This is a genomic window from Kitasatospora sp. NPDC032757 (assembly GCF_055579305.1).
On record NZ_JBVINN010000005.1, the window covers coordinates 253566 to 274190 of the forward strand.

Consider the following 20625-nt stretch of genomic DNA (forward strand, 5'->3'; position numbering starts at 1 on the left):
GGGCGGGCCGGAGGCGGCGGACCGGTCGGCGGGGGCTTCAGCGGAGTTGGCGGAGGCCAACGAGCACCTCTTCCAGGAGGGTTGCGGGCAGGCGTTCGGCCTGCGGGACGGGCGGGAGCACCTGCACGGCGCCGAGGTCCCAGAGGTCGCCGACCAGCACCTTGACGATGCCGAGCGGCAGCCCCAGGTGGGCCGCCACCTCGGCGATCGACAGCAGGCTGCGGCAGAGGTCCAGGATCCGGTGGTGCTCGCGGTTGAGCAGCACGTCCTCGGGCAGGTCGGGGCGGTCGGGTAAGGCGCTGACGAGGCTTTCGACGGCGAGCGCGGCCCGGGTGGGGCGGCTGCGGCCTCCGGTGATCACATAGGGCCGTACCGGCCCGCTCACCGCTGGCCCCCCGCCGCGTGGTCGACCCGCGGCGGGCTGGTGAGGTGGCTGCCGATCCGCTCGACCAGGACCTGCATCTGGTAGGCGACCAGGCCGGCGTCGACGGCCTCGCCGGTCACCACGGCCAGGTGGGCGCCGGCCCCGGCGGCGACGATGAAGAGGTAGCCGCCGCCGTACTCGATGATGATCTGGCGGGTGGCGCTGCCGTGGCCGCCGAAGCCCTGGGCGACGCCGCGGGCCAGCGACTGCAGGCCCGAGCAGGCGGCGGCGAGCCGTTCGGCGTCCTCGCGCAGGATGCCCTCGCTGCGGCCGATCTCCAGCCCGTCGTTGGACACCACGACGGCGTGCCGGACCTCGGGGACGGAGACGATGTCGGCGAGCAGCCAGCCGAGATCAGGGGTGGTGGTCATGGAACTCTCCGAAGCTGGGGGGGAGCTGGGGGGAAGCGGGAAGGGAAGGATCGGGCCGGGCGTCGGCCCGGGCGGCCGAGCGGCCGCTGGCCGTCCCGGCCTGGAACATCGCCATGAACGCCTGGGCGTCCTGCGCCGAGCGGTACGGCGCGGCGGGCGTCGGCGGGGGAGCTGCCGGCGCGCCGTGGCGGTTGGCGCGGTCGCGCCGGTGGCTCCGGCGGGGCAGCGGCGGTGGGGTGTCGTGGCCGGCCGAGGGGGATCGGTCGGTCGGCGGGGTGTCCACCAGGGGGTGTCCGGGGCCCGGGGGGTGTCCCGGCTCCGGGGGCCGGCCGGCTCCCTGGGGGGCGGCCGTGGGTGCGGCCGGGTGCAGGGGGGGTGCGGGGTGGCGCGGGCCGAGGGTGAACGCCGGGTCGCCGGGGCCGAGGCCCGGGACGGTCGGTGGGAGGGGCTCGGTGAGCAGGGCGTTCGGCAGCAGCACCACGACCCGCACGCCGCCGTACGGTGAGGGCGCGGAGCTGAGGGTGACGCGGAATCCGTACTGATCGGCGAGCCTGCCGACCGCCGCGAGGCCGAGCTGCGGTACCTCGCCGAGGCGGGAGACCTCCAGCGCGGAGCCGCCGGCCAGGGCGGAGGCCGCCTTGGCGACGGCCTCCTCGGGCATGCCGACGCCGCCGTCGTCGATCTCGATGACGGCGCCGTTGTGGACCGGCATCAGGGTGACGAACACCTGCGTGCTGGGCGGCGAGTAGCGGGTGGCGTTGTCCAGCAGTTCGGCCACGGCGTGGATCAGTGCCTCGGCGGCGGCGCCGACCACGGCGGTGTCGATCCGGCTGCGGACGACCACCCGCTGGAAGGGCAGGATGCGCGACTGGGCGCCGCGGACCACGTCCTCCAGCGGGACCGGCTCGGGCCAGTGCCGCCCGGCCCGGGCGCCGCAGAGGACGGCCAGGGTCTGGGCGAGGCGGGCCTGCTGGGCGGCGGCGTGGTCAGCCTTGAGCAGGCCCTCCAGCAGTGCCGGGTCGTCGTGGGTGCGTTCCATCTCGTCCAGCAGGGCCTGCTGGTCGTGCGCCATGACGAGGATCCGGCGGGCCACACTGAGGAAGGCGCGCTGGGTGGAGGCGTTGAGTTCCTGTTCCTGCTGGACGGCGGCCAGTTCGCCGCCTCGCCGGGCCAGTTCGGCGTTGAGCTCCTCCCGCAGGCGGGCGAGCTCGTGCTGCTGGCGGTTGTGGCGGCGGCGCAGGGTGGCGGAGACCGCGCGGTAGCGGGCGGCGACCACGAGGGCGAGGACGGCGAGAACGCCGGTTGCCGTTGCGCACCACTGAGTCATCGTCACGCGGCGAATTCTAGGGTGATGATCCTACGAAGGTGTGAACGGATCTCGCCAAGTGACCGGATCTCGTCAATATCCCGTCATTACGGCGTCAATCCGATGTCCTTCGTCCCCGATCGGCCCTTGGGGCGACGGGCGTTGTCGACCGATCACCTCCGGGGCGGGGCGTCTACTGCCCTGCTGACATCCGGTGCAACAGGAGCAGCGCCACGTCGTCCGGCCGGGAGCGCCGCTCGGTGACGTTGAGGGTGAGCAGGTCGGCCAGCCGCTCCAGGGCCGGCGTCGGACCGATCCGCACCGGGCCGGTCTGCCGGGCCCAGAGCTCCAGCCCGCCGAGCATCCGCTGCACCGACTCGTCGTAGTCCTCCTCGCGGTCCTCGACCAGCCCGTCCGTGTAGACGAGCAGCGTCTCGCCGGCTGCCAGGTGGCCGACCGTCAGGTGGTAGACGGCCTCCGGGTCGACGCCCAGCGGGGGGCCGCCGGGCAGGTCCAGCTCCACGGCCTTGGCGTCGTCGGTGATCCGGACCGGGGACGGGTGCCCGGCGCGGGCCGCCCGCAGGGTGCCGTCGGCCGGGTCGAGGGTGAGGTAGAGGCAGGTGGCGAAGAGGTCGGTGTCCAGGCCGGAGAGCAGCCGGCTCGTCCGGGCCAGCGTCGCAGCCGGATCGTGCCCGTCGGTCGCGTACGCCCGCAGGGCGCTGCGCAACTGCCCCATCACGGCGGTGGCCTCGGCGTTGTGGCCCTGGACGTCGCCGATCACCAGGCCGATCCTGCCGTCCGGCAGCCGGAGCAGGTCGTACCAGTCACCGCCGATCTGCATGCCCTCGGTGCTCGGCAGGTAGCGGGCGGCGCTGGCGATCCCGGGCAGCCGGGGCAGGGTGCGCGGCAGCATGGCGCGCTGGAGCTCGGTGGCCCGGTGGTGGTGGGTGTCGTAGAGGCGGGCGCGTTCCAGGGACTGCGCCAGGATGCCGGCGAACGCGGAGTAGAAGGTGCGGTCCTCGCGTCCGAAGACCCGCTCGGTCGCGAAGGTGATCAGGCAGGAGCCGACCTGCCGCCCCGAGGCGACCAGCGGCAGCACCGCCCAGGCGGGCGGGGTCAGCGGCCCGCCGCTGCCCGCCGGGGCGCGCCCCGTCCGGCCCGGTTCGCTGAACAGCGGGGTGGAGCGGGCCAGCGCGTGCTGCATGACGCCCTCGGAGAGGTCGGCCAGCCGGGTCAGCTCGGTGCGGCGGGGCCCGCCGTAGACGGTGTGGGAGACGGGCAGCAGCCGGCCCTCGTCCACCAGGTCGAGCACGATGCTGGCGGCGCCCAAGGCCGGGCGGGCGATGTCGGTGACCGCGGTGGTGACGTCCCGGACGGTGATCGCGCGGGACAGCGCCCGGGTGAGCGCCAGCAGCAGCGCCGAGCGGGCCCCGGCCGCGGGGGCGCCGCCCTGCTCGCCGGCAGGCGGGCGTTCCTCGGGGGCGCGGGCGCGGTCCCGGTCGGCGACCAGGCCGGCGATCCGGACCGGCCGCCGGTGCACGTCCAGCATCACCTCGCCGGTCTCCTCGATCCGGACCACCCCGCCGCCCCGGCGCAGCACCCGGTAGGTGATCCGGTACGGGCCGCCGGTGGCGAGGGCCTCGGCGAGGGCGGCCTGGAAGTCCGGCAGGTCCTCCGGGTGGACGATCCGCTCCGGGTCGGGGGCGGGCGCCGGGCCGCTCCCGTCCGGCGGCGGCTGGCCCGCGACCCGGTAGGCCTGGGCGTCCCAGTAGGTCTCGCCGGTGACCAGGTCGCGTTCGAAGGCGCCGTGCCCGGCGGAGCGGACGGCCAGCGAGAGCAGCGGGTGGGCCAGCCCGTCGGCCCGGCCGGCGCCGTCCCCGCCGGGCGCCTGCGGCGTTCCGGCCCCGGGCACGGCTCCGACCCCGGCTCCGGGTACGGCTCCGGCTCCGGGCGCGGGCCCCGGGCGGGCCCCGCGCTCCACGCCGGTCTCGGCGTGCACGTGGTCGAGCAGGTGGGAGAGCCGGTGGGCGCAGGCGTCGCCGAGCGTCTCCAGGACGTCCAGGTCGCGGCGGGGGACGGTGCCCCGGTGGGCCAGCGCCAGGGCCAGCACGCCGATCGGCTCCCCGTCGACGATCATCGGCAGGGTGATGACGGCGACCATGCCGGTGCCCATGCCGGCGTTGCGGTTGGGGTAGTCGACGCTGGTGCGCTCGGGGCTGAGCAGATAGGGCCGGCGCAGCCTGAGCGCCATCGCGGCGGGCAGGTCGCTCGCCGGGTCGACCACGTTGTACCGCTCGTGTGCCCACTCGGGCAGGCCGTGGGAGGCGGTGAGCCGGAGCATGCCGGCGGAGTCCAGCAGGTAGAGCACGGAACCCTCGCCGGTGATCCAGCCCGGGCCCTCGGCGAGCACCGTGCCGAGGAGTTCGGCGGCGCTGGTGCAGCCGAGCAGTAAGCGGACGCAGCGCATGGCGCTGCGCGCGGTGGGGCTGCTGCGCGGCGTCCGGCTCTCGTCCTCGGACGGGGGAAGCCACGGCGAGGTCAGGTCCATGGGATCCCCGGCCTTTCCGTTGCCTTCTCGGGTGGTCCTTATCGGCCACTCAATTCTTAATACCTTATTTCTTATGCCGGTGAATGGTGACTCGGGCGGTGTGCCCCGCCGGGACCGGGGCGCGGGACCGGCCGGGACGGATGTGCGGCACCGGGCCCGGGTCGAGTAGGATCTGCGATCGGCGAGGGCCTATAGCTCAGACGGTTAGAGCGCTTCCCTGATAAGGAAGAGGCCACAGGTTCAAGTCCTGTTAGGCCCACCACCACGAAGGGCCCGGAGCGATCACGCTCCGGGCCCTTCGGCGTCCCCGCCGCCCCCTCGCGGGTGCGCGGCGGCTCAGGCCCCGGGCCAGTCGCGGAGGCCGTGGGTGAGTACGGCGATCAGGCGGTCCTGGGTCTCGCCGAGGTCCTCGGCGAGCTGGAACGCGCCGCCGATGGAGAGCGAGGCGAAGCCGTGGGCCACCGAGCGGACGGCGCGGGCGGCGTGGATGGCCTCCGACCCGGAGAGCCCGTACTCGCGCAGCACCGCGATGATCACGCCGACCAGTCGCGTGGCCGCCCGGGTGAGGTCGTCGTCCGGCTGCGGGGCCTGCGGGAGCGCGTTGTAGCGGTGCGGGTGCTCGGTGGCGTACGCGTGGTAGGCGCGCAGGACGGCGGCGACGGCGTCGTCCCCGCCGCGGCCGAGGGCGGCCTCGGCGAGCCGGTCGGCCAGCTCCTCGGTGACCCGGACGGCGATCAGCCGCCGCAGTTCGGCCAGGCCGCCGCTGACGTGCTTGTACAGCGAGGGCGTGGCCACGCCGGCCCGCGCGGCGACGGCGGCGAGGGTGAGGGCCTCCGGGCCCTGCTCGTCGATGAGGGCGAGGGCGTGGCCGACGACCTGCTCGGGGGTGAGTCCTACTCGGGGCATGGGGACGGTTCTCCGTGGTTCGGGTTCCGGGCGTCGGGGGGTCCGCCCGGGCTGCGGCTGCTGGACGTCGGCTGCGGCTCGGGCCTGTGCGGCTCGGGCGGGTACAGCTCAGGGCCTGCGCGGCCTCGGGCGGGGTGCGGCTCGGGCCGGTACAGCTCAGGCAGCTGCGGCTCAGGCGGCCAGCTCGGCGAGGAACGGCAGCAGCGCGTCCGCGGTGGCCTGCGGGTGGTCGGCCATCGGGTAGTGGCCGGCGTCCTCGATCATCACCTTGCGGGCGCGCAGGGCGGCGGCCTGCCGGTCGGCGACCAGCTCCGGCTCGGGGAAGTCGGGGTCCTTGCCGCCCATGACGACCAGCGCCGGGCACTTCACGGCGGCGGTCCAGCCGACGGGCGCGGAGTCCCCGTGGACCTGCCCGCGGGTGGCGGTCTTGCGGCCGGGCGTCCGCATCGCGGCGACCAGCCCGTCGACGTACGCGTCGAAGTCGGCCGGCTTGGCGGTGGGGTAGGCCATCTTCCGGTGGTAGAGGCCCCAGACCGCGGGGGAGTGCACGAGCAGCGTGCCCATCACGGCGAACGTCGCGCGCTGCAGGGCGTTCGGCGGCAGGTTCTCGACGAAGGCGTCCAGCAGGACGATCCCGGCGACCCGCTCGGGTGCGTCCCCGGCGGCCTTGACCACGGTGGCACCGGTGTACGAGTTGCCGGCGAGGACGGCGCGCTCGATGCCGAGGTGGTCGAGCAGGGCGAGGACGTCGGTGGCGATCGCGGCCGGCGAGTAGTCGTCCCAGGCGATCGAGGACTCGCCGAAGCCGCGCAGGTCCATCGTGATCACCCGGTGGCCGGCGGCGACCAACAGGGGGCGCAGGTGGCGGTAGGCGGCCCGGCTGTCGAGCATCCCGGGGAGCAGGACGACGGGGGCGCCGTCGCCCTGCTCGGTGTCGTCGTAGGCGAGCCGGCCGCCGGGGACGTCGAGGTACTGGGTGGTGGGGGCGGTGGTGCCGGACATGGGGGCCTCCTCGGTCCGCCGGGACTGTCATCGGCGGGTGTGCCGATAGCCATAAAGCTAAGGCTAATAGCCTTAGCCGTCAAGTGGTCGACGGCGGCCTTGTCCGGGGGCGGGCGGCTGCGGGGCGTCAGACCCCCTCCACCTTGAACGGGTCGTGCTCGGCCAGCAGCTTCTCCAGCCGGGCCTGGTCCACCCGGGTGACGATCTCGTTGGTCTCCTGCTTGTCGCGGATCACCTTGGCCAGGGTGAACGAGGAGGTGACGGTGTAGAGCAGGCCGATCCCGAGGAAGGCCCGGGTCCAGCCGCCCACCGGGAGGTAGGCGATCCCGACCGCGAGGGTGGTGCCGGAGAGTGCGAAGGAGAGCACGGCCTGGATGTAGTACGCGGCCGTGGTGCGGGACTGCATCGGTGCGTTCATGGCGCCAGGATGGCCGTGTCCGACCGGGTCGCACATGAGTAGAAGTACTCAGATGGGGGGTCGTTCGTTGACGTCCAATCACGTTCGGTAGTGTCAGTTGTCGTCAAACCCCCAAAACGCCCATCAGGTCACGTAGTGTCCGGACCGTGTCCTGCTGCCCCGGACGGATGGCTTGGAATCAGGGGCTCCTAGGATTAACGTTTGATAACGCAGCGCGGTCCGCAACGCCGTACCCAGACGGCACCGTGCGCCGTCGCCTAATCCCACCGACCGGCCTCCGGGCAGGTCAGGGAGCCGGGGAACCACGTTCCTTGGGGTGAATCGGCCGGGCCCAGGCCCAGCCGTAGGAGACCTTCCTGCTCCGAACCCGTCAGCTAACCCGGTAGGCGCGAAGGAAGGAAAGGAGCGCGCCTCCGTGGCGTCGACGCACTCTCCGGCAAACTTGCCCGGCTCCCCCGCCGGCACCCAGCTGCTCGACCACCCGTGGCCGCCCGCCCACCCCGGCGAGTACGGCGGGCCCTCCGACGAGGCCGCCCCGCAGGCCGCCGAGGCCAACCGGCACCGGATGCCGCGTCAGACCCGCGGGACCGCGCCACTGCTCGGCGTCACCGCCGTCGCCGCCACCCTGGGCGCCACCGGCTTCGCCTCCGCGACCCCGGCCGCCGCGCCCGCCGTCGAGGCCCCCGACGAGACCCCGGTCGCCCTCGCCGCCGACCCCGGCCTCGCGCTCGCCGCCCGGATCCAGCAGCAGGCCGACAGCCAGCGCACCGCCGCCGAGGAGACCGCCCGGCTCGAGGCCGCCAAGGAGGCCGAGGCCAAGCGTGCCGCGCAGCAGCAGGAGGCCAAGCGGGCCGCCGAGGAGGCCGAGAAGGCCAAGCTCGCCGCCATCAACCTGCCGGTGCGCGACTACAACCTCTCCGCCCACTACGGCCAGAGCGCCTCGTACTGGGCCCACCTGCACACCGGCCTGGACTTCGCCGCGGACACCGGCACCCCCGTCTACGCGGTCGGCCAGGGCACCATCACCTCGGCCGGCTGGGCCGGCTCCTACGGCTACCGGATCGTCGAGACGCTGCCCGACGGCACCGAGATCTGGTACTGCCACCTCTCCTCGATCATCAAGGGCTCCGGCAAGGTCGTCCCCGGCCAGCAGCTCGGCAAGGTCGGCGCCACCGGAAACGTCACCGGCCCGCACCTGCACCTGGAGGTGCGCCCCGGCGGCGGCGCCCCGGTCGACCCGGAGACCTGGTTCGAGCAGCGCGGCATCACCCCCTGAGGCATCACCCCCTGAGGCATCACCCCCGGAGGCATCGCACCACCTGAGACACCGCACCACGTGACGCACCGCGAGGAAAGGGCGCCCCCGGCCCGGGGCGCCCTTTCGCGTCTCACTCCGCCGGCAGCTGCGCCAGGTAGGCGTCGATCTCCTCCTGGCCCGGCTCCGGCGCGAGGTCCGGGAACTCCGCCACCAGCAGTCGCGGAAGCCCCGGCACCGTCCACTCGCCGATCAGGTCCAGCGCCGCCTCGGCCGCCGCCTCCTCGAACGCCCCGAAGTCCCCGGCCAGCTCGTCCGGCATCGGGCGCCCCAACGCCGTCAGCTCCGCCAGATTGCGGTAGCTGCGCCGCATCAGGCCCTGCTCCAGCAGCAGCCGGGCACCGTCCGTGGCCATCCCGACCGAGAGCACCCGGGCCGCGCCCCAGCCGTCCTCGTCCAGCTCGTCCAGCCACCCGGCCGCCGCCAGCGCCTCGAACGCGGCCCGCCGGTCCTCCTCCGCCAGCTCCCGGAACGCCGCCAGCCACTCCCGCACCGCCGCCTCGTCGGCGACGTCCACGTCGTGAGCGCACAGCAGCACCGCGTACAGCCGGGGCCAGGTCACCAGGTCGGCCCGGCGCAGCAGCCCGGCCGCCACCTCGCCCTGCCACTCGGCCTCGGCGTGCAGCCGCTCCTGCCGCTTGGCGTTGAGCCGCTTCGTCGCCCGCTGGTGATCGATCAGCAGCCGCACCGCCTCGCCGTACGCCAGAGGGTCCTGCTCCGGCGCGGGCTGGACGTACAGGTGGAGCCGCTCGTACAGCAGCTGTTCCACGGCGTCCGAGGTCAGCTCCGGCCAGCCGTCGTGCATCCTGCTCTCGCCCAGCTCCAGCAGCGCCAGCACCGCCCGCAGCGGGGGTTCGGCCACCGGCGCGCGGCCCTCGGCCTCCGCCCAGGCGAGCAGGTCGGCGGCCTTGGTGCGCGGGGCGAGCCGCAGGTCTTCTTCTTCCATGTCACGTACGGTAACCGGAAAGCCCGGGTAGGGTCGGCTGACATGGTCCCCGTCCGACTCACCGGCCCCCGCCTGGCCATCCGCGAGTTCCACCACACGCCGGGCGACACCGACGCGCTGCACGCGATCTTCGGCGACCCGGAGGCCACCCGCTACCTGCCCTTCGAGCCGCACGACCGCGAGGACTGCGCCGACCAGATCGAGCAGTACCTGGAGGAGGCGCTCCAGGACGAGCGGACGGTCTACCGGCTCGCCGTCACCCGGCACGCCGACGCGGCCGACCCGGCCGACGCCACCCCGATCGGCAACGCCGCCCTCACCCTCGGCAGCCACCGCTCCGCCCACCTCGGCTACGCGCTGCGCCCGGACACCTGGGGCAACGGCTACGCGGGCGAGATCACCCGGCTGCTCTGCGAGTTCGCGTTCGGGCCGCTCGGCCTGCACCGGCTGGTCGCCCGGGTGGACGTGGCCAATGCCGCCTCCATCCGGGTGCTCACCCGGGCCGGCTTCCAGCCGGAGGGCCGGCTGCGCCACCACGTGTACCTGCGCGGCGCCTGGCACGACTCCTTCCAGTACTCTCTGCTCGCCGACGAGTGGCCTCCGCGCCCGCAGCGCTGAGCACGAGAGCGAAGCGGGGGTTAACCCCACCCCGCTCCGGCGGGGAGCCGGATGTCCGCCCGGCCCGCACTTTGACAGGGTTGAGCCATCAGCCCGACCGGCACCGCCGCAGACCCGAGGACCGAGGCCCAGGCCATGAGCACCAGCGAGAGCATGCAGCGCAGCGAGTACGACTGGCACGAGGGCGTCCGCCGTACCCAGGAGCCGCCGTACGCCTGGCGGGCGCCGTTCTCCTCCTACTTCTACCGGGAGCTGGGCTTCGCCCTCAGCGGCCTGCCCGTCGCCCTCGTCGGGTTCACCTTCGGCGTCAGCCTGTTCTGCTTCGGCCTCGGCACCTTCCTCACCGTCCTCGGCATCCCGGTCCTGGCCGGGCTGACCAGCGGCGCGCGCGGCTTCGGCCGGCTGGAGCGGGCCCGGACCCGCTCGATGCTGGCGCTGGACGTGCCCGGACCGGCGCCGGTGCGGGCGGTTCGCCCCGGGGCGTGGGGCTCGATCACCGCGCGGCTGGCGGACGCGGCCGGCTGGAAGGCCGTGCTGTACCAGGTGGTGATGCTCCCGTGGGCCGTGCTGAGCTTCGCGGTGTCGCTGATCTTCCTCCTGATCGGCTGGACGCTCGCGCTCTACCCGGTCTACCACTGGGTCTTCCCGACCTACACCGAGTGGCCCGGCTACCGGCTCTTCGACTTCTGGGACAGCCACGGGGTCGAGCACGTCTACTACGTCCAGTCGCCGCTGCAGATCGCCGGGGTCTCGCTGATCGGGCTGTTCTTCGTCTTCCTCACCCCGCAGCTGGTGCGCGGCCTGACCAACGTCAACCGCCTCGCCGTCCGCGGTCTGCTCGGCCGCTGAGCCCCGGCTCCTCGGCCCGCTGCCCCGTACCGGCCCCGCCCGCGCCCGGACGCTCCGGATGCGGGCGGGGCCGGTACGTGTTCGCATGGCCGGGTGACCGCCCGCACCACCCCTGGCGACCCCGGCCCGGCGGCCGGAGTCCTCGTCACCTCGCGCCCGCTGGACGAGTACTGCGGCCTCTTCGGCCTGACCCGCGCCCAGCTCGCCGCCCTCCCCGGGCCGCTGCTCGACTGCCCCGGCGGCGCGGCGGGCCTGGCCGCCGAGGCGCGCGAACTCGGCTGCCACGTGATCGCCACCGACCCGGCGTACGCCCGGCCCGTCCCCGAGATCGAGGCGCGCGCGATGGCCGCCCGGGCGTCGATGGCCGCCGCGCTGGACGCCCGCCCCGACCTCTACCCCGCGCCGTACTTCCACCCGTACGACCGCTACCTGCGCAGCTGGGACCGGGCCCGCCGGCTGTTCACCGCCGACACCGCCGCCCACCCGCAGCAGTACGTGGCCGCCGCGCTGCCCAGGCTGCCGTTCGCCGACGGCACCTTCGCGCTCACCCTCAGCGGGTACCTGATCTTCGCCTACCCCGAGCTGTTCGGCCCCGGGGGGCAGGTGGCCGCGCTGACCGAGCTGGTCCGGGTGACCGCCCCCGACGGCGAGGTCCGGGTCCACCCCCTGTGCGACGGCACCGGCCGCCACTGCCCCCACCTCGACGGGCTGCGGCACGCCCTGGGCGAGCGCCGGATCGCCAGCGAGGTCCGCCGGCTCCCGGCCGGCGGCGCGGGCCGCCCGGGGCGCGTGCTCGTCCTCCGGGCCGCCGACCACCGCCGCCGGGCCGGCGTCATGGGGCGTGGCTGACCATTCCGTGAGCCGGGCGGGAACCGCCCGGCCACGCCCGTGCGGTCACTGCGGCGGTTCGGCGGGCTGCGGAGCGCCGGCCGGTTCGGCCGGCTGTGGCCCGTCGGCCGGCTGTGCCCCGTCGGCCGGGCCGGCCTGCTGCGGGATGACCGCCGTCGCCTCCAGCCGGGACAGTATCTTCTCCGCCAGCCAGCTCCGGTCCGAGCCGTACGGGATGCCGTCCGGTGCCACCAGCTGCCCGGACACCGCCTCGCGCAGCCGCCCCACCTCGGTGGCCGGCAGCCGGGCGAGCAGGCCGCGGGCGGCCAGCAGCGCGTTGTACTGCTCGAAGCCCGAGCGCGGGTGCTCGATCGCCTCCAGCACGCTGGGCAGGTCGGCCAGTGACGGATCGCCCTGCATCAGCGCCAGCGCCTGGATCCGCCGCCCCTCGGAGCCGTCCGCGAACAGCTCGCGCACCTGGTCCGAAGTGAGCGCCGAGCGGCGCGCCGTCGACCGGACCTCGGCCACCACGGTCGCCGGACCGGCCGCCGTGCCCGGCGGCAGCCGGCGGGCCGGCTCCTCGGCACGGTCGGCGCTGCCGCCGAGCACGCCCAGGTGCCGCATCGCCCGCACCCGCAGGTCGTCCGCGCCCACCTTGTCGCCCCGGCGGTCGCGGTCCTGTCCGGCCAGGAAGAGGTCCAGCGCCTGGTCCGCGTCGGAGAGCACCTGCGGCAGCGTCAGCCGGGTCACCAGCCACCCGGCCAGGAAGCCGGACACCAGGAAGTAGAGGACCAGCGCGGCCGAGAACGGCACCGCGCCCTCGTCGCCGCCCAGCGCGGGAGCCAGCGCCGTACCGAGTTGGTGCAGCCGCTCGCCGAGCGAACCGAGCTGGGTCAGCCCGACGCCCAGCAGGACCTTGGTCAGCCAGTCCGAGACCTGCTCCAGATTGGTGTTCGGTACGTACGAGCCGTGCGGCTCACCGCCGGGGCCGCCGGCACCGCCGCGCACCCGCGGCACCCCGAACAGGAACCCCAGCGCACCGCCCAGCACCACCGACGCCCCGGCCACCACCAGGCCGCCGCCCAACGCCTGCCAGACGTGCTCGCGGCCGAGCGAGAACAGCAGCAGCCCGAGCAACCCCACCCCGGGCAGCACCCCGGCCGCCCCCCGCTGTGCCGCGCGTCCGGCCGCCCCGCCCCCGGCCCGCCGGGTCGTCCTCGCCATCGCGTACCCCCTGTACCCGTCCCGCTACGGAATCCGGGCCGACTCTAGCGCCGGACCCGGGCGGCCGGAACGCCCCGGACCGGCCCCGGAAACGCAGACAGCCCGTGGGCTGCTCCTCCGCGCCGGCCCTGCGAGGGGCCTGGCGCCGAGGCACCGGGGATGTACCGGTGAGCCCACGGGCCGGGTGACTGCTTGGGATTTCGCCTGCCGGAGGCCTAGGACCTCGCCCTACGCAGGCAGGGGCGGCTCTAGCGAGCAGCCACCTCACGCATCCTGACGGTACTCAACCAGGATCACCTCCTTTCAGTGTGCCGCCACTGTAGGCAGCTCCCCCGAGGGAGGGCAACGGATTATTCGCGGAGAGCCTTTGGGCAGTGGAGACTCTCGGGCAGTGGAGGGCTCCGGGGCAGCAGGAGGGCCCCGGCCGGTGGACGCCCCCCGGGCGTCAGAGGGCGGACATGCGAAAGGCCCGGAGGACGAGTCCTCCGGGCCTTCCTGCTACTGAGTAGCGGGGACAGGATTTGAACCTGCGACCTCTGGGTTATGAGCCCAGCGAGCTACCGAGCTGCTCCACCCCGCGTCGGTGAACACAACGATACGGGGAAGTCGCGCGGATGGGAAATCGCTTCCTCAGCGGCCCCGCTCCGGGCCCTTCGCCCGGCGTGCGGAACGGCGCGCTGTGCGGGCCCGGGCCCAGGCGGCGAAGCAGATCAGTGCGGCGAAGCAGGGCACCATCAGCACCGCGTAGACCAGCAGGAAGCCGTGGGTGCCGAGGTCGGCGGCGGCGTTCCAGGTGCCGTGCAGGGCCATCGCGAGCAGCAGCCCGGCGGGCGCGGCCAGGCGGGCCAGCCAGCGGCGGCCGGTGGTGAGGGTGACGGCCAGGCCCAGTCCGGTGAGCGCGGTGAACAGCGGGTGGGCGAACGGGGAGAGCAGGCCGCGCAGCACGAAGGTCTGCACGGTGCTGTCGAAGTCCCGCAGGCTGGGCGAGGCGCCGAGGCCGATGCTGTCCAGCCGCTGCTGCTGGTCGTCGGTGAAGGCGCGCCCCAGGTAGAGCGCGTTCTCGGTGAAGGCGAAGCCGCAGGCGGTGATCCCGCCGAGGACCACCCCGGCGGCCAGCGTCCGTGGCCGTGCGCGGGCGCGCGGGCGGTCGTGGGTCAGCGGGTAGGGGCGCAGGTACGGCAGCGGGCGCAGGTAGGGGCGCAGCCGTCCGCGGGCGTGCGGGAGGGCGGGCCGACGGTCGTACGGCCGGGGCGGCCGGGGGCCGGGGAGCGGGCGCAGGACGGTCGCGCAGGGGCGGTCGGTGCGGTGGCCGCGGCATCGGAGCCGCTGTCCGAGCGGGAGCAGCAGGACCAGCAGCGCGGCGCCCTTGGCGCTCTCCTCGATCACCGGGGTGACCAGGTCGGCGCCCAGCATCTCGCCGAGGCTGCCCTGGTGGGCGGTCAGGTAGGTGCTGGTCCAGCCGTTGGCGAGGATGGCGGCGGTGGTCGCCGCGAAGGCGCCCCAGCCGAGGCAGAACACGGTGTGCCGCAGCGGCACCCGGGCGGTCTGGTTGAGCCAGGCGAGGCCGCCGAGCACGAAGGGCAGCGGGACCATCGCGAGGCCGAGGCCGACCAGCAGCCCGGTGGTCCCGGTCTGGCGGCGGACCAGGTGCAGGATGAGGACGCCGCAGCCGGCCAGGGTGAGGACGGCGGTCGCGGTGACCGAGGAGAGCGCGACCGAGCGGGTGGGGCGCGGCAGCCGGGACGGCGCGGCCGGCGCCGCCACGGGGACGGGGACGGGCAGCCGGGGCACGGTGCGGTGGGCCCGGCGCATCCGGGGCCCCGGGATGGTGCGGGTGCCGGCGGTGCGCGTGGGCATCTCTCGGTCGTCGGCGGCCTGGACGGTGGTCCGGAACCCGCCGCCGGACGGGCTGCTCACCCGGCACAGGGTAGGCCAAGGCACCGGCCCCACGGGAGGACTCGGGACGAATCCCCCCGTCCGGGCCGGGCCGGACCGCGTTCCACGGGCACCGCGGGGCCGCCGGGTCGAACGCCCGGCGGCAGGTCAGCGGCGGCGGAACAGCAGGTCGTGCACCACGTGACCCTTGGCGATGCCGGCCCGTTCGAACTTGGTGACCGGCCGCCAGTCCGGCCGCGGCGCATAGCCGGGGATGCTGCCGTCCGGGTGGTCCGCGGGCTCCAGCCAGCCGGTGCCGTCACCCTCGGGGTGCAGGTTCTCCAGCTCGGGGGAGGCGGAGAGCACCTCCAGCATCTGCTCGGCGTACGGCTCCCAGTCGGTGGCGCAGTGCACCAGGGCGCCGGGGGCCAGCCGGGGCAGGACCAGCTCCAGGAAGGACGGCTGGACCAGCCGGCGCTTGTGGTGCTTCGGCTTGGGCCACGGGTCGGCGAAGTACACCCGCAGGCCGGCCAGCGAGGCGTCCGGGAGCATGTCGCGGAGCAGGATCACGGCGTCGCCGGCGGCGAGCCGCACGTTCTGCGAGCCGTCGCGCTCCAGCATGCCGAGCAGGTTGCCGTGGCCGGGGGTGTGGACGTCGGCGGCGAGGATGCCCCTGGCCGGGTCGGCGGCGGCCATCGCGGCGGTGGTCTCGCCCATGCCGAAGCCGATCTCCAGGGTGACCGGGAGGCCGCCGAAGAGCTCGCGCAGGTCGAGCGGGCTGCCGTCGATCGCGATGCCGTACTTCTCCCAGCCCCGGTCCAGCGCGCCCGCCTGGGCGTTGGTCATCCGGCCCCGGCGCGGCTGGAAGCTGCGGATGCGCCGCTCGCTGTGCTGGGCCTCGGTGGCCCGGTGCGGGTACATCGGCGCGGGGTAGCCGGCCGGCGCGGCGGAGAGCCGGGCGGACGGCGATTGCTGGGGGATCGGGGCGGTGGCAGTCACAATCAACCGAGTCTACGGGGCCGCCGGGTACGGGCCGCAGGGCCTGTGACGCACGTGACGCGGGGGCCGTCGTACCGGCTCACCCGCCCGCCTCCAGCGCGGCCAGCGCCCGGCGGGCCACCTCGCGGCCGATCGGGAGGGAGGCGGTGGCCGCCGGGGAGGGCGCGTTGAGCACGTGCACCAGGCGGCGGGTGGAGCCTGGGTCGTCCGGGTCGAAGCCGGCGAAGGCGAAGTCGTCCAGCAGCGCGCCGTCCCGGGTCACCGCCTGGGCCCGCACCCCGGCGCCGGCCGGTACGAGGTCCTCGGAGGTGACGGCCGGCAGCAGCCGTCGGACGGCGGCGGTGAACGCCCGCTTGGAGAGCGAGCGGTGCAGCTCGCCGAGCTCGTACCGCCAGTGCCGGCGGGCGATCTGCCAGGTGCCGGGGAAGGCCAGCGTGCCGGCCAGGTCGCGCGGGCGGACGGTGCGCCAGTCGTAGCCCTCGCGGGCCAGCGCGGGCACCGCGTTCGGGCCGACGTGCACGTCGCCGTGGATGCCGCGGGTCAGGTGCACGCCGAGGAAGGGGAACGCCGGGTCGGGCACCGGGTAGACCAGGCCGCGCACCAGCTCCCGGCGGTCCTTGGCGAGCTCGTAGTACTCGCCGCGGAACGGCACGATCCGCACGCCGGGATCGTCGCCGGCCAGCCGGGCGATCCGGTCGCTGTGCAGGCCCGCGCAGTTCACCAGCACCTGGCAGCGCAGCTCCCCGGCGGAGGTCTGCACCGTCACCCCGTCGGCCCGGCGGGCGACCGCCCGCAGCTCGGTGCCGGTCCGCAGCTCCGCGCCGGCCTCGCGGGCCAGCCGGGCGTAGGTGCCGGCCACGGCGGGGAAGTCGCAGATGCCGGTGGTGCCGATGTGCAGTCCGGCGATGCCGGTGACCTCCGGCTCGTACCCGGCGATGCCGGCGCGGTCCAGCTCGGTGACCGGGATGCCGTTCTCCCGGCCGCGCTCGGCCAGCGCCCGCAGCCTCGGCAGCTCGGCCGGGTCGGTGGCGACGATCAGCTTGCCGGTGACCTCGTGCGGGATGTCGTGGGTACGGCAGAACCCGACCATCTCGTCGGCGCCCGCGACGGCGTAGCGGGCCTTGAGCGAGCCCGGCCGGTAGTAGACGCCGCTGTGGATGACCCCGCTGTTGCGGCCGGTCTGGTGCGCCGCGAAACCGGTCTCCTTCTCCAGTACCGCCAGCCGCAGCCCGGGCCGCTCCAGCGTCAGCGCGTACGCCGTGGAGAGCCCGACGATCCCCCCGCCCACCACCAGCACGTCGACGTCGTACGCCACCGCTCGCTCCTCGCTCGACCCGGCCCCCGCCCGCCGATGCTGCCACGGCGGGCGGGGCCGGTCGAGGGGGCCTCAGCGGCCCGCCGGCTCCAGCCACGGCCAGGCCGCGTCCCGGCCCGATTCCAGCAGGGGGATCAGCCGGAACGCGGCGTCGCCCAGCCCGCCGAAGGTGTGGCGGTTCGCCGCGCCGCTCGGGCCGTGGCCGGGGGCGTAGCCGGCCAGGTTCCACGTGTAGACGGGCACCTCGGCCGGGACGGCGGCCAGCGGGTCGCCGTTCCAGTGGCCGGGGCCGGTCTGCTCGTCGGTGACGATGACGACCCGGTCGTGGCCGCGGTAGTGGGTGCGGACGGCCTCCGCGGTGGCGGTGCCGCCGAGGTTGCCGAAGCGCTCCAGGACGCGCAGCACCGCCTCGCCCCTGCCCACCTCGACGACCCGGCTGGTGGAGCCGAACTCGACCAGGTCCGCGTCGGCGGCCCGGACCTTCAGGGCGGTTGCGAAGATCGCCGCCGAGTCGGCCCGGTTGAGCTGGGTCTGCGCGCTCGGCCGGTCGAACATCGAGCCCGAGCGGTCGACCAGGACCAGCGTCCGGCCGGGCAGCGAGGGCACGTTGGCGAGCGAGTGGGAGAGCGCGGTCTCCAGCGCGTGCCCCCAGCGCAGCGAGGGCGCGTGCCGGTGGGCGGCGAGGTAGCGGAACGGGAACTGGCGGGAGCGGTGCACCTCGCCCCGGTCGCTGATCCGCCGCGCGACCTCGGCCGCGGTCTCGTCCGAGACCCCGGCCTGGTCGAAGTTGCGCAGGTTGCGCACCAGTGCCATCGGGCCCATGGACGGGATGACCGCCTCCCAGACGTCCGCGTCCAGCGGTCCCTGCAGCCAGCCGGCCAGCGCCTCCCAGGTCAGCCCGGCGGCGGCCAGCCGCTCGGCGCCGCCCTCGGCGGTCACCGCTGCCCGCCGCTGCTCGACGGGCAGCGCGAGCAGCTCGCGGTTGGCGGTGAGCAGTGCGTCCGAGGCCGGCGGCACGGCCTCGTCCGGCCGGTGCCGGCGGTCCAGCGCGTAGCGGAACAGCTCGCCCTGCCAGGGCTTGGCCGGGTCGGGCGAGGGGTGGGTCAGCTCCAGCACGTCGCCGAAGCGGTAACCCTTGGCCGCGGTGTCGTACTTGAGCAGCGAGCGGCCGTGGTAGAGCCGCCGGACGGCGTCCGCGACGCCGCGCTTGAGCGGCTTCGGCAGCGCGCGGCCGTAGCGGGACGTCCAATAGGCGAGCAGCTCGCCGGGCTCGTCGGCGCGCTGGAGGGCGGCGTCGACGGCCTGCCGGGAGAATCCGGGTGCCTTGGCGTCCAGCCGGGCGCGGGTGAACTCGGCGGCGCCGACCAGTGCGGCCGTGCGCAGGTGGGCGCCGGACCGCAGCCAGCGCAGCAGGCCGAGGGTCCACTCCGGGTCGGCGACGGCGAGTTCGCGCACCAGTGCGGTGTAACGGTCGTCCCGGGCCCCGCCCTTCTCGTAGAAGGTGTCCTGGCCCACGAGGTTGGCGACCGACAGCAGGAAGAGTTCGGACTTGGTGTCGCGCAGGAATCCCGTGCCGCCGTTGTGGTTGACGGTGCGCCGCCCGGTGGTGGTCACGGGCGAGATCGGACTCGGCTTGGCGGTACGGACGTTGAAACGCGACATGGTGGAATCCCCCTGCTGGCTGGTGGAACGTGCAGGAGGCATGGCGGAGCAAGGGGTGCCCGAGATCGTGCCGGCCCTGCGGCCGGCGTCGGCGGAGGTGTATGCCTTGTGCTCTACCCGGATTGAGCTAGCGGCCGCGCTCGCGCACGGCACGCCCGGGATTCGAACCCGGAACCGCAAGATCCGAAGTAACCCCCGCCTGCGCACCGGGCACCCCCCGGCGCTCTGCCTCCCGAGATCAAAGGTGGCGGCGGTGTTGTGCGGGCTCGAACCGCAGCGTCGTACCGACGCCTCACCAAGAAGTAACCGCTGCCCACGCACCGGGAGGTGCGGAAAACCTATTCAGGAATGTGGTGTCCGGAGATCGAGGACGGCTGAGGTGACGAAGCTGCTCTACCGACTGAGCTACACCGACCCGAAGTCGGTGACGGGACTCGAACCCGCGACCCGCCCATTAACAGTGGAAGTAACCTCTGCCTGCGCACCCGGACGAGAGAGACCATAGCCAGGCCTCTCCCGCCCGTGCATCCGAATTACCGCGGGGCGCCGCTACGCCGGGGCGACGATCACCGCGCGCGCCCGCTCCGTCAGTTCCCGTACCCGGCGCTCGCCCTGGAACGGCTCGAGGCGGCGGAGCATCTCCACCACGTACTCGCGGCTGCGCTGGGAGGAGATCCGGCCGGCCACCTCGACGGCGCGTTCGCCGGCCGCGACCGCCGCGTCCAGGTTGCCGGCCTCGGCCTCGGCCATCGCGGAGACGACCAGCCGCAGCCCGTGCGAGCGGACGTAGCCCTCGGTGGGCCGGGCCAGCGCCTCCCGGGTGAACTGGCGGACCTTGGAGGGCACTCCGAGGTCGCGGAAGCACTCGGCGGCGTCGGCCGCGAGCCGGTCGTAGGCGTAGAAGTCGATCCACGCCGGATCGGGGTCCCCGGCGCGAGCCCGTTCGAGTGCGCTCTCCGCCGCGCCGAGCGCCGTCGCGCACGCCGCCGCATTGCGGGCCTTGGCCTGGGCCCGTGCCTCGACCAGGTGGAAGAAGCTCATGGTGCGGGCGGTGGCCAGCCCCCGGTTGCGCTCCAGCGCGGCCTGGGCGAGGTCGACCGCCTCCTCGGCGAAGCCCCGGTAGCCGGCCTGCAGGCTCATCGAGGCCAGCACGTAGCCGCCGAGCGGCACGTCGGCGGCGGCCCTGGCCAGCCGCAGCGCCTGGATGTAGTAGCGCTGGGCCGCCTCGTGCTGGCCGGTGTCGAACGCCATCCAGCCGGCCAGGCGGGTGAGTTCGGCGGTCGCGCCGAACAGCGCCCGGCCGACCGCGTCGCTGTACGAGGCGAGCAGCAGCGGCGCCGCCTCCACCCGCAGGCACTCCGGGACCATCGAGGAACGCCAGTCCCCGCCGCCGTACTTGGAGTCCCAGCGGCGGGCCTCCTGGGCGGCCTCGCGGAGCTTGGCGGCGTCCGAGTGGCCGACCCGGTACGAGCTCGCGTCGGCGGGCGTGCGTGGCGCCTCGCGGGCCACCGAGCCGTCCGCCGGGGTGATCAGCCAGCGGGACACGGGAGTCGCGTACGCGGCCACCGAGAAGGTGCCGGCCAGGCTGTCGCTCCAGCGGCCGCCGCCGGGGCCGCGCCGCAGGTCGAGGTCGACCCGCCAGAGGTCGGTGGCCGAGCGGACCGCCTCGGAGACCTCGCGCGGGAAGGCCAGGCCGAGTTCGGGCGCCGGGTCGGTGTCGCCGAGGCCGATCTCCTCCAGCGGCACCGGCCGGCCGAGCTTGCCGCCGATCGCGGTGGCGATCAGGTGCGGGACGGGGCCCTGCGGGACCATGCCCTTGCTGACCCAGCGGGCGACCGAGGTCTTGTCGTAGCGCAGCGTCAGTCCGCGTTGGGCGCCGAGGTCGTTGACCCGACGGGCCAGGCCGGCGTTGCTGATCTGCGCGAGGGTCAGGAGCGTGCCGAGCCGTTCGTTCGGTCCTCGTGGGCTGACGGTCATGGTGGCGGCGGCACCTCCTGCGGCCTTGTGCGCGGGGCCCGG

18 protein-coding genes, 2 tRNA genes and 1 riboswitch are annotated in these 20625 nt (G+C 74.8%); of the genes, 5 read left to right on the forward strand and 15 right to left on the reverse strand.

The annotated features are described in order from the left end of the window. Nucleotides 1–37: 37 nt before the first annotated feature. The 4 genes from ACZ5WK_RS10690 to ACZ5WK_RS10705 all read right to left on the reverse strand — a co-directional run bounded on the left by ACZ5WK_RS10690 (nucleotide 38) and on the right by ACZ5WK_RS10705 (nucleotide 4649). Nucleotides 38–385 (reverse strand): DUF742 domain-containing protein, encoded by a 348-nt coding sequence (locus tag ACZ5WK_RS10690; protein ID WP_465546922.1) that lies wholly within the window; start codon nucleotides 383–385, stop codon nucleotides 38–40. Beyond that, on the reverse strand, nucleotides 382–795 hold the full coding sequence (locus ACZ5WK_RS10695) for a roadblock/LC7 domain-containing protein (RefSeq protein WP_396325521.1): 414 nt from the start codon (nucleotides 793–795) through the stop codon (nucleotides 382–384). Before ACZ5WK_RS10695 ends, ACZ5WK_RS10690 begins: the two co-directional genes overlap by 4 nt. Continuing rightward, nucleotides 779–2122 (reverse strand): sensor histidine kinase, encoded by a 1344-nt coding sequence (locus ACZ5WK_RS10700; RefSeq protein ID WP_465546976.1) that lies wholly within the window; start codon nucleotides 2120–2122, stop codon nucleotides 779–781. Before ACZ5WK_RS10700 ends, ACZ5WK_RS10695 begins: the two co-directional genes overlap by 17 nt. 172 nt (nucleotides 2123–2294) lie before the next feature. Continuing rightward, the gene (locus ACZ5WK_RS10705; RefSeq protein WP_465546924.1) at nucleotides 2295–4649 is read right to left on the reverse strand and encodes a SpoIIE family protein phosphatase; all 2355 of its coding nucleotides are present in this window, start codon (nucleotides 4647–4649) and stop codon (nucleotides 2295–2297) included. Between the two features lie 185 nt (nucleotides 4650–4834). Between ACZ5WK_RS10705 and ACZ5WK_RS10710 the strand changes: the two genes are divergently transcribed. Continuing rightward, nucleotides 4835–4911, forward strand: a tRNA-Ile gene (locus ACZ5WK_RS10710). Between the two features lie 74 nt (nucleotides 4912–4985). On the opposite strand, the gene ACZ5WK_RS10715 is transcribed toward ACZ5WK_RS10710, so the two are convergent. From ACZ5WK_RS10715 to ACZ5WK_RS10725, 3 genes are all read right to left on the reverse strand, one after another. Continuing rightward, nucleotides 4986–5555, reverse strand: coding sequence for a TetR/AcrR family transcriptional regulator (locus ACZ5WK_RS10715; RefSeq protein ID WP_465546925.1), 570 nt, complete (start codon nucleotides 5553–5555; stop codon nucleotides 4986–4988). 171 nt (nucleotides 5556–5726) lie between these two features. Next, the gene (locus tag ACZ5WK_RS10720) at nucleotides 5727–6557 is read right to left on the reverse strand and encodes an alpha/beta fold hydrolase (protein ID WP_465546926.1); all 831 of its coding nucleotides are present in this window, start codon (nucleotides 6555–6557) and stop codon (nucleotides 5727–5729) included. A gap of 127 nt (nucleotides 6558–6684) precedes the next feature. Then, a complete protein-coding gene (locus ACZ5WK_RS10725) occupies nucleotides 6685–6975 on the reverse strand; it encodes a YiaA/YiaB family inner membrane protein (protein WP_396325517.1) in 291 nt (96 codons plus the stop codon). A 244-nt stretch (nucleotides 6976–7219) separates the two neighbouring features. Further along, nucleotides 7220–7378, forward strand: a riboswitch (cyclic di-AMP (ydaO/yuaA leader). 39 nt (nucleotides 7379–7417) lie between these two features. On the opposite strand from ACZ5WK_RS10725, the gene ACZ5WK_RS10730 reads away from it, so the two are divergent. Beyond that, nucleotides 7418–8251 carry a M23 family metallopeptidase gene (locus ACZ5WK_RS10730; protein WP_465546927.1) on the forward strand — a complete coding sequence of 278 codons (834 nt, stop codon included), beginning with the start codon at nucleotides 7418–7420 and terminating at the stop codon, nucleotides 8249–8251. A gap of 112 nt (nucleotides 8252–8363) precedes the next feature. Here ACZ5WK_RS10730 and ACZ5WK_RS10735 read toward each other — a convergent pair whose 3' ends face one another. Beyond that, nucleotides 8364–9236, reverse strand: a complete 873-nt coding sequence (locus ACZ5WK_RS10735; protein ID WP_465546929.1) for a hypothetical protein — start codon at nucleotides 9234–9236, stop codon at nucleotides 8364–8366. A gap of 42 nt (nucleotides 9237–9278) precedes the next feature. Between ACZ5WK_RS10735 and ACZ5WK_RS10740 the strand changes: the two genes are divergently transcribed. From ACZ5WK_RS10740 to ACZ5WK_RS10750, 3 genes are all read left to right on the forward strand, one after another. Further along, complete coding sequence (locus ACZ5WK_RS10740) at nucleotides 9279–9854, forward strand: GNAT family N-acetyltransferase (protein ID WP_465546931.1); 576 nt, start codon at nucleotides 9279–9281, stop codon at nucleotides 9852–9854. Between the two features lie 135 nt (nucleotides 9855–9989). Next, the gene (locus ACZ5WK_RS10745) at nucleotides 9990–10703 is read left to right on the forward strand and encodes a sensor domain-containing protein (RefSeq protein ID WP_465546933.1); all 714 of its coding nucleotides are present in this window, start codon (nucleotides 9990–9992) and stop codon (nucleotides 10701–10703) included. A gap of 93 nt (nucleotides 10704–10796) precedes the next feature. Beyond that, the gene (locus tag ACZ5WK_RS10750) at nucleotides 10797–11552 is read left to right on the forward strand and encodes a hypothetical protein (protein WP_465546935.1); all 756 of its coding nucleotides are present in this window, start codon (nucleotides 10797–10799) and stop codon (nucleotides 11550–11552) included. A gap of 45 nt (nucleotides 11553–11597) precedes the next feature. On the opposite strand, the gene ACZ5WK_RS10755 is transcribed toward ACZ5WK_RS10750, so the two are convergent. From ACZ5WK_RS10755 to ACZ5WK_RS10785, 7 genes are all read right to left on the reverse strand, one after another. Beyond that, on the reverse strand, nucleotides 11598–12755 hold the full coding sequence (locus ACZ5WK_RS10755; protein WP_465546937.1) for a hypothetical protein: 1158 nt from the start codon (nucleotides 12753–12755) through the stop codon (nucleotides 11598–11600). A 506-nt stretch (nucleotides 12756–13261) separates the two neighbouring features. Continuing rightward, a tRNA-Met gene (locus ACZ5WK_RS10760) sits at nucleotides 13262–13335 on the reverse strand. Nucleotides 13336–13385: 50 nt separating this feature from the next. Next, complete coding sequence (locus ACZ5WK_RS10765; RefSeq protein ID WP_465546939.1) at nucleotides 13386–14672, reverse strand: PrsW family intramembrane metalloprotease; 1287 nt, start codon at nucleotides 14670–14672, stop codon at nucleotides 13386–13388. A gap of 126 nt (nucleotides 14673–14798) precedes the next feature. After that, nucleotides 14799–15629 carry a tRNA (guanosine(46)-N7)-methyltransferase TrmB gene (trmB, locus tag ACZ5WK_RS10770; RefSeq protein WP_465546941.1) on the reverse strand — a complete coding sequence of 277 codons (831 nt, stop codon included), beginning with the start codon at nucleotides 15627–15629 and terminating at the stop codon, nucleotides 14799–14801. 79 nt (nucleotides 15630–15708) lie between these two features. Then, the gene (lhgO, locus tag ACZ5WK_RS10775; protein WP_465546943.1) at nucleotides 15709–16944 is read right to left on the reverse strand and encodes an L-2-hydroxyglutarate oxidase; all 1236 of its coding nucleotides are present in this window, start codon (nucleotides 16942–16944) and stop codon (nucleotides 15709–15711) included. Between the two features lie 72 nt (nucleotides 16945–17016). After that, a complete protein-coding gene (locus ACZ5WK_RS10780) occupies nucleotides 17017–18606 on the reverse strand; it encodes a TROVE domain-containing protein (protein ID WP_465546945.1) in 1590 nt (529 codons plus the stop codon). 549 nt (nucleotides 18607–19155) lie between these two features. Beyond that, nucleotides 19156–20583 carry an MFS transporter gene (locus ACZ5WK_RS10785; protein WP_396325507.1) on the reverse strand — a complete coding sequence of 476 codons (1428 nt, stop codon included), beginning with the start codon at nucleotides 20581–20583 and terminating at the stop codon, nucleotides 19156–19158. Between the last annotated feature and the right edge of the window lie 42 nt (nucleotides 20584–20625).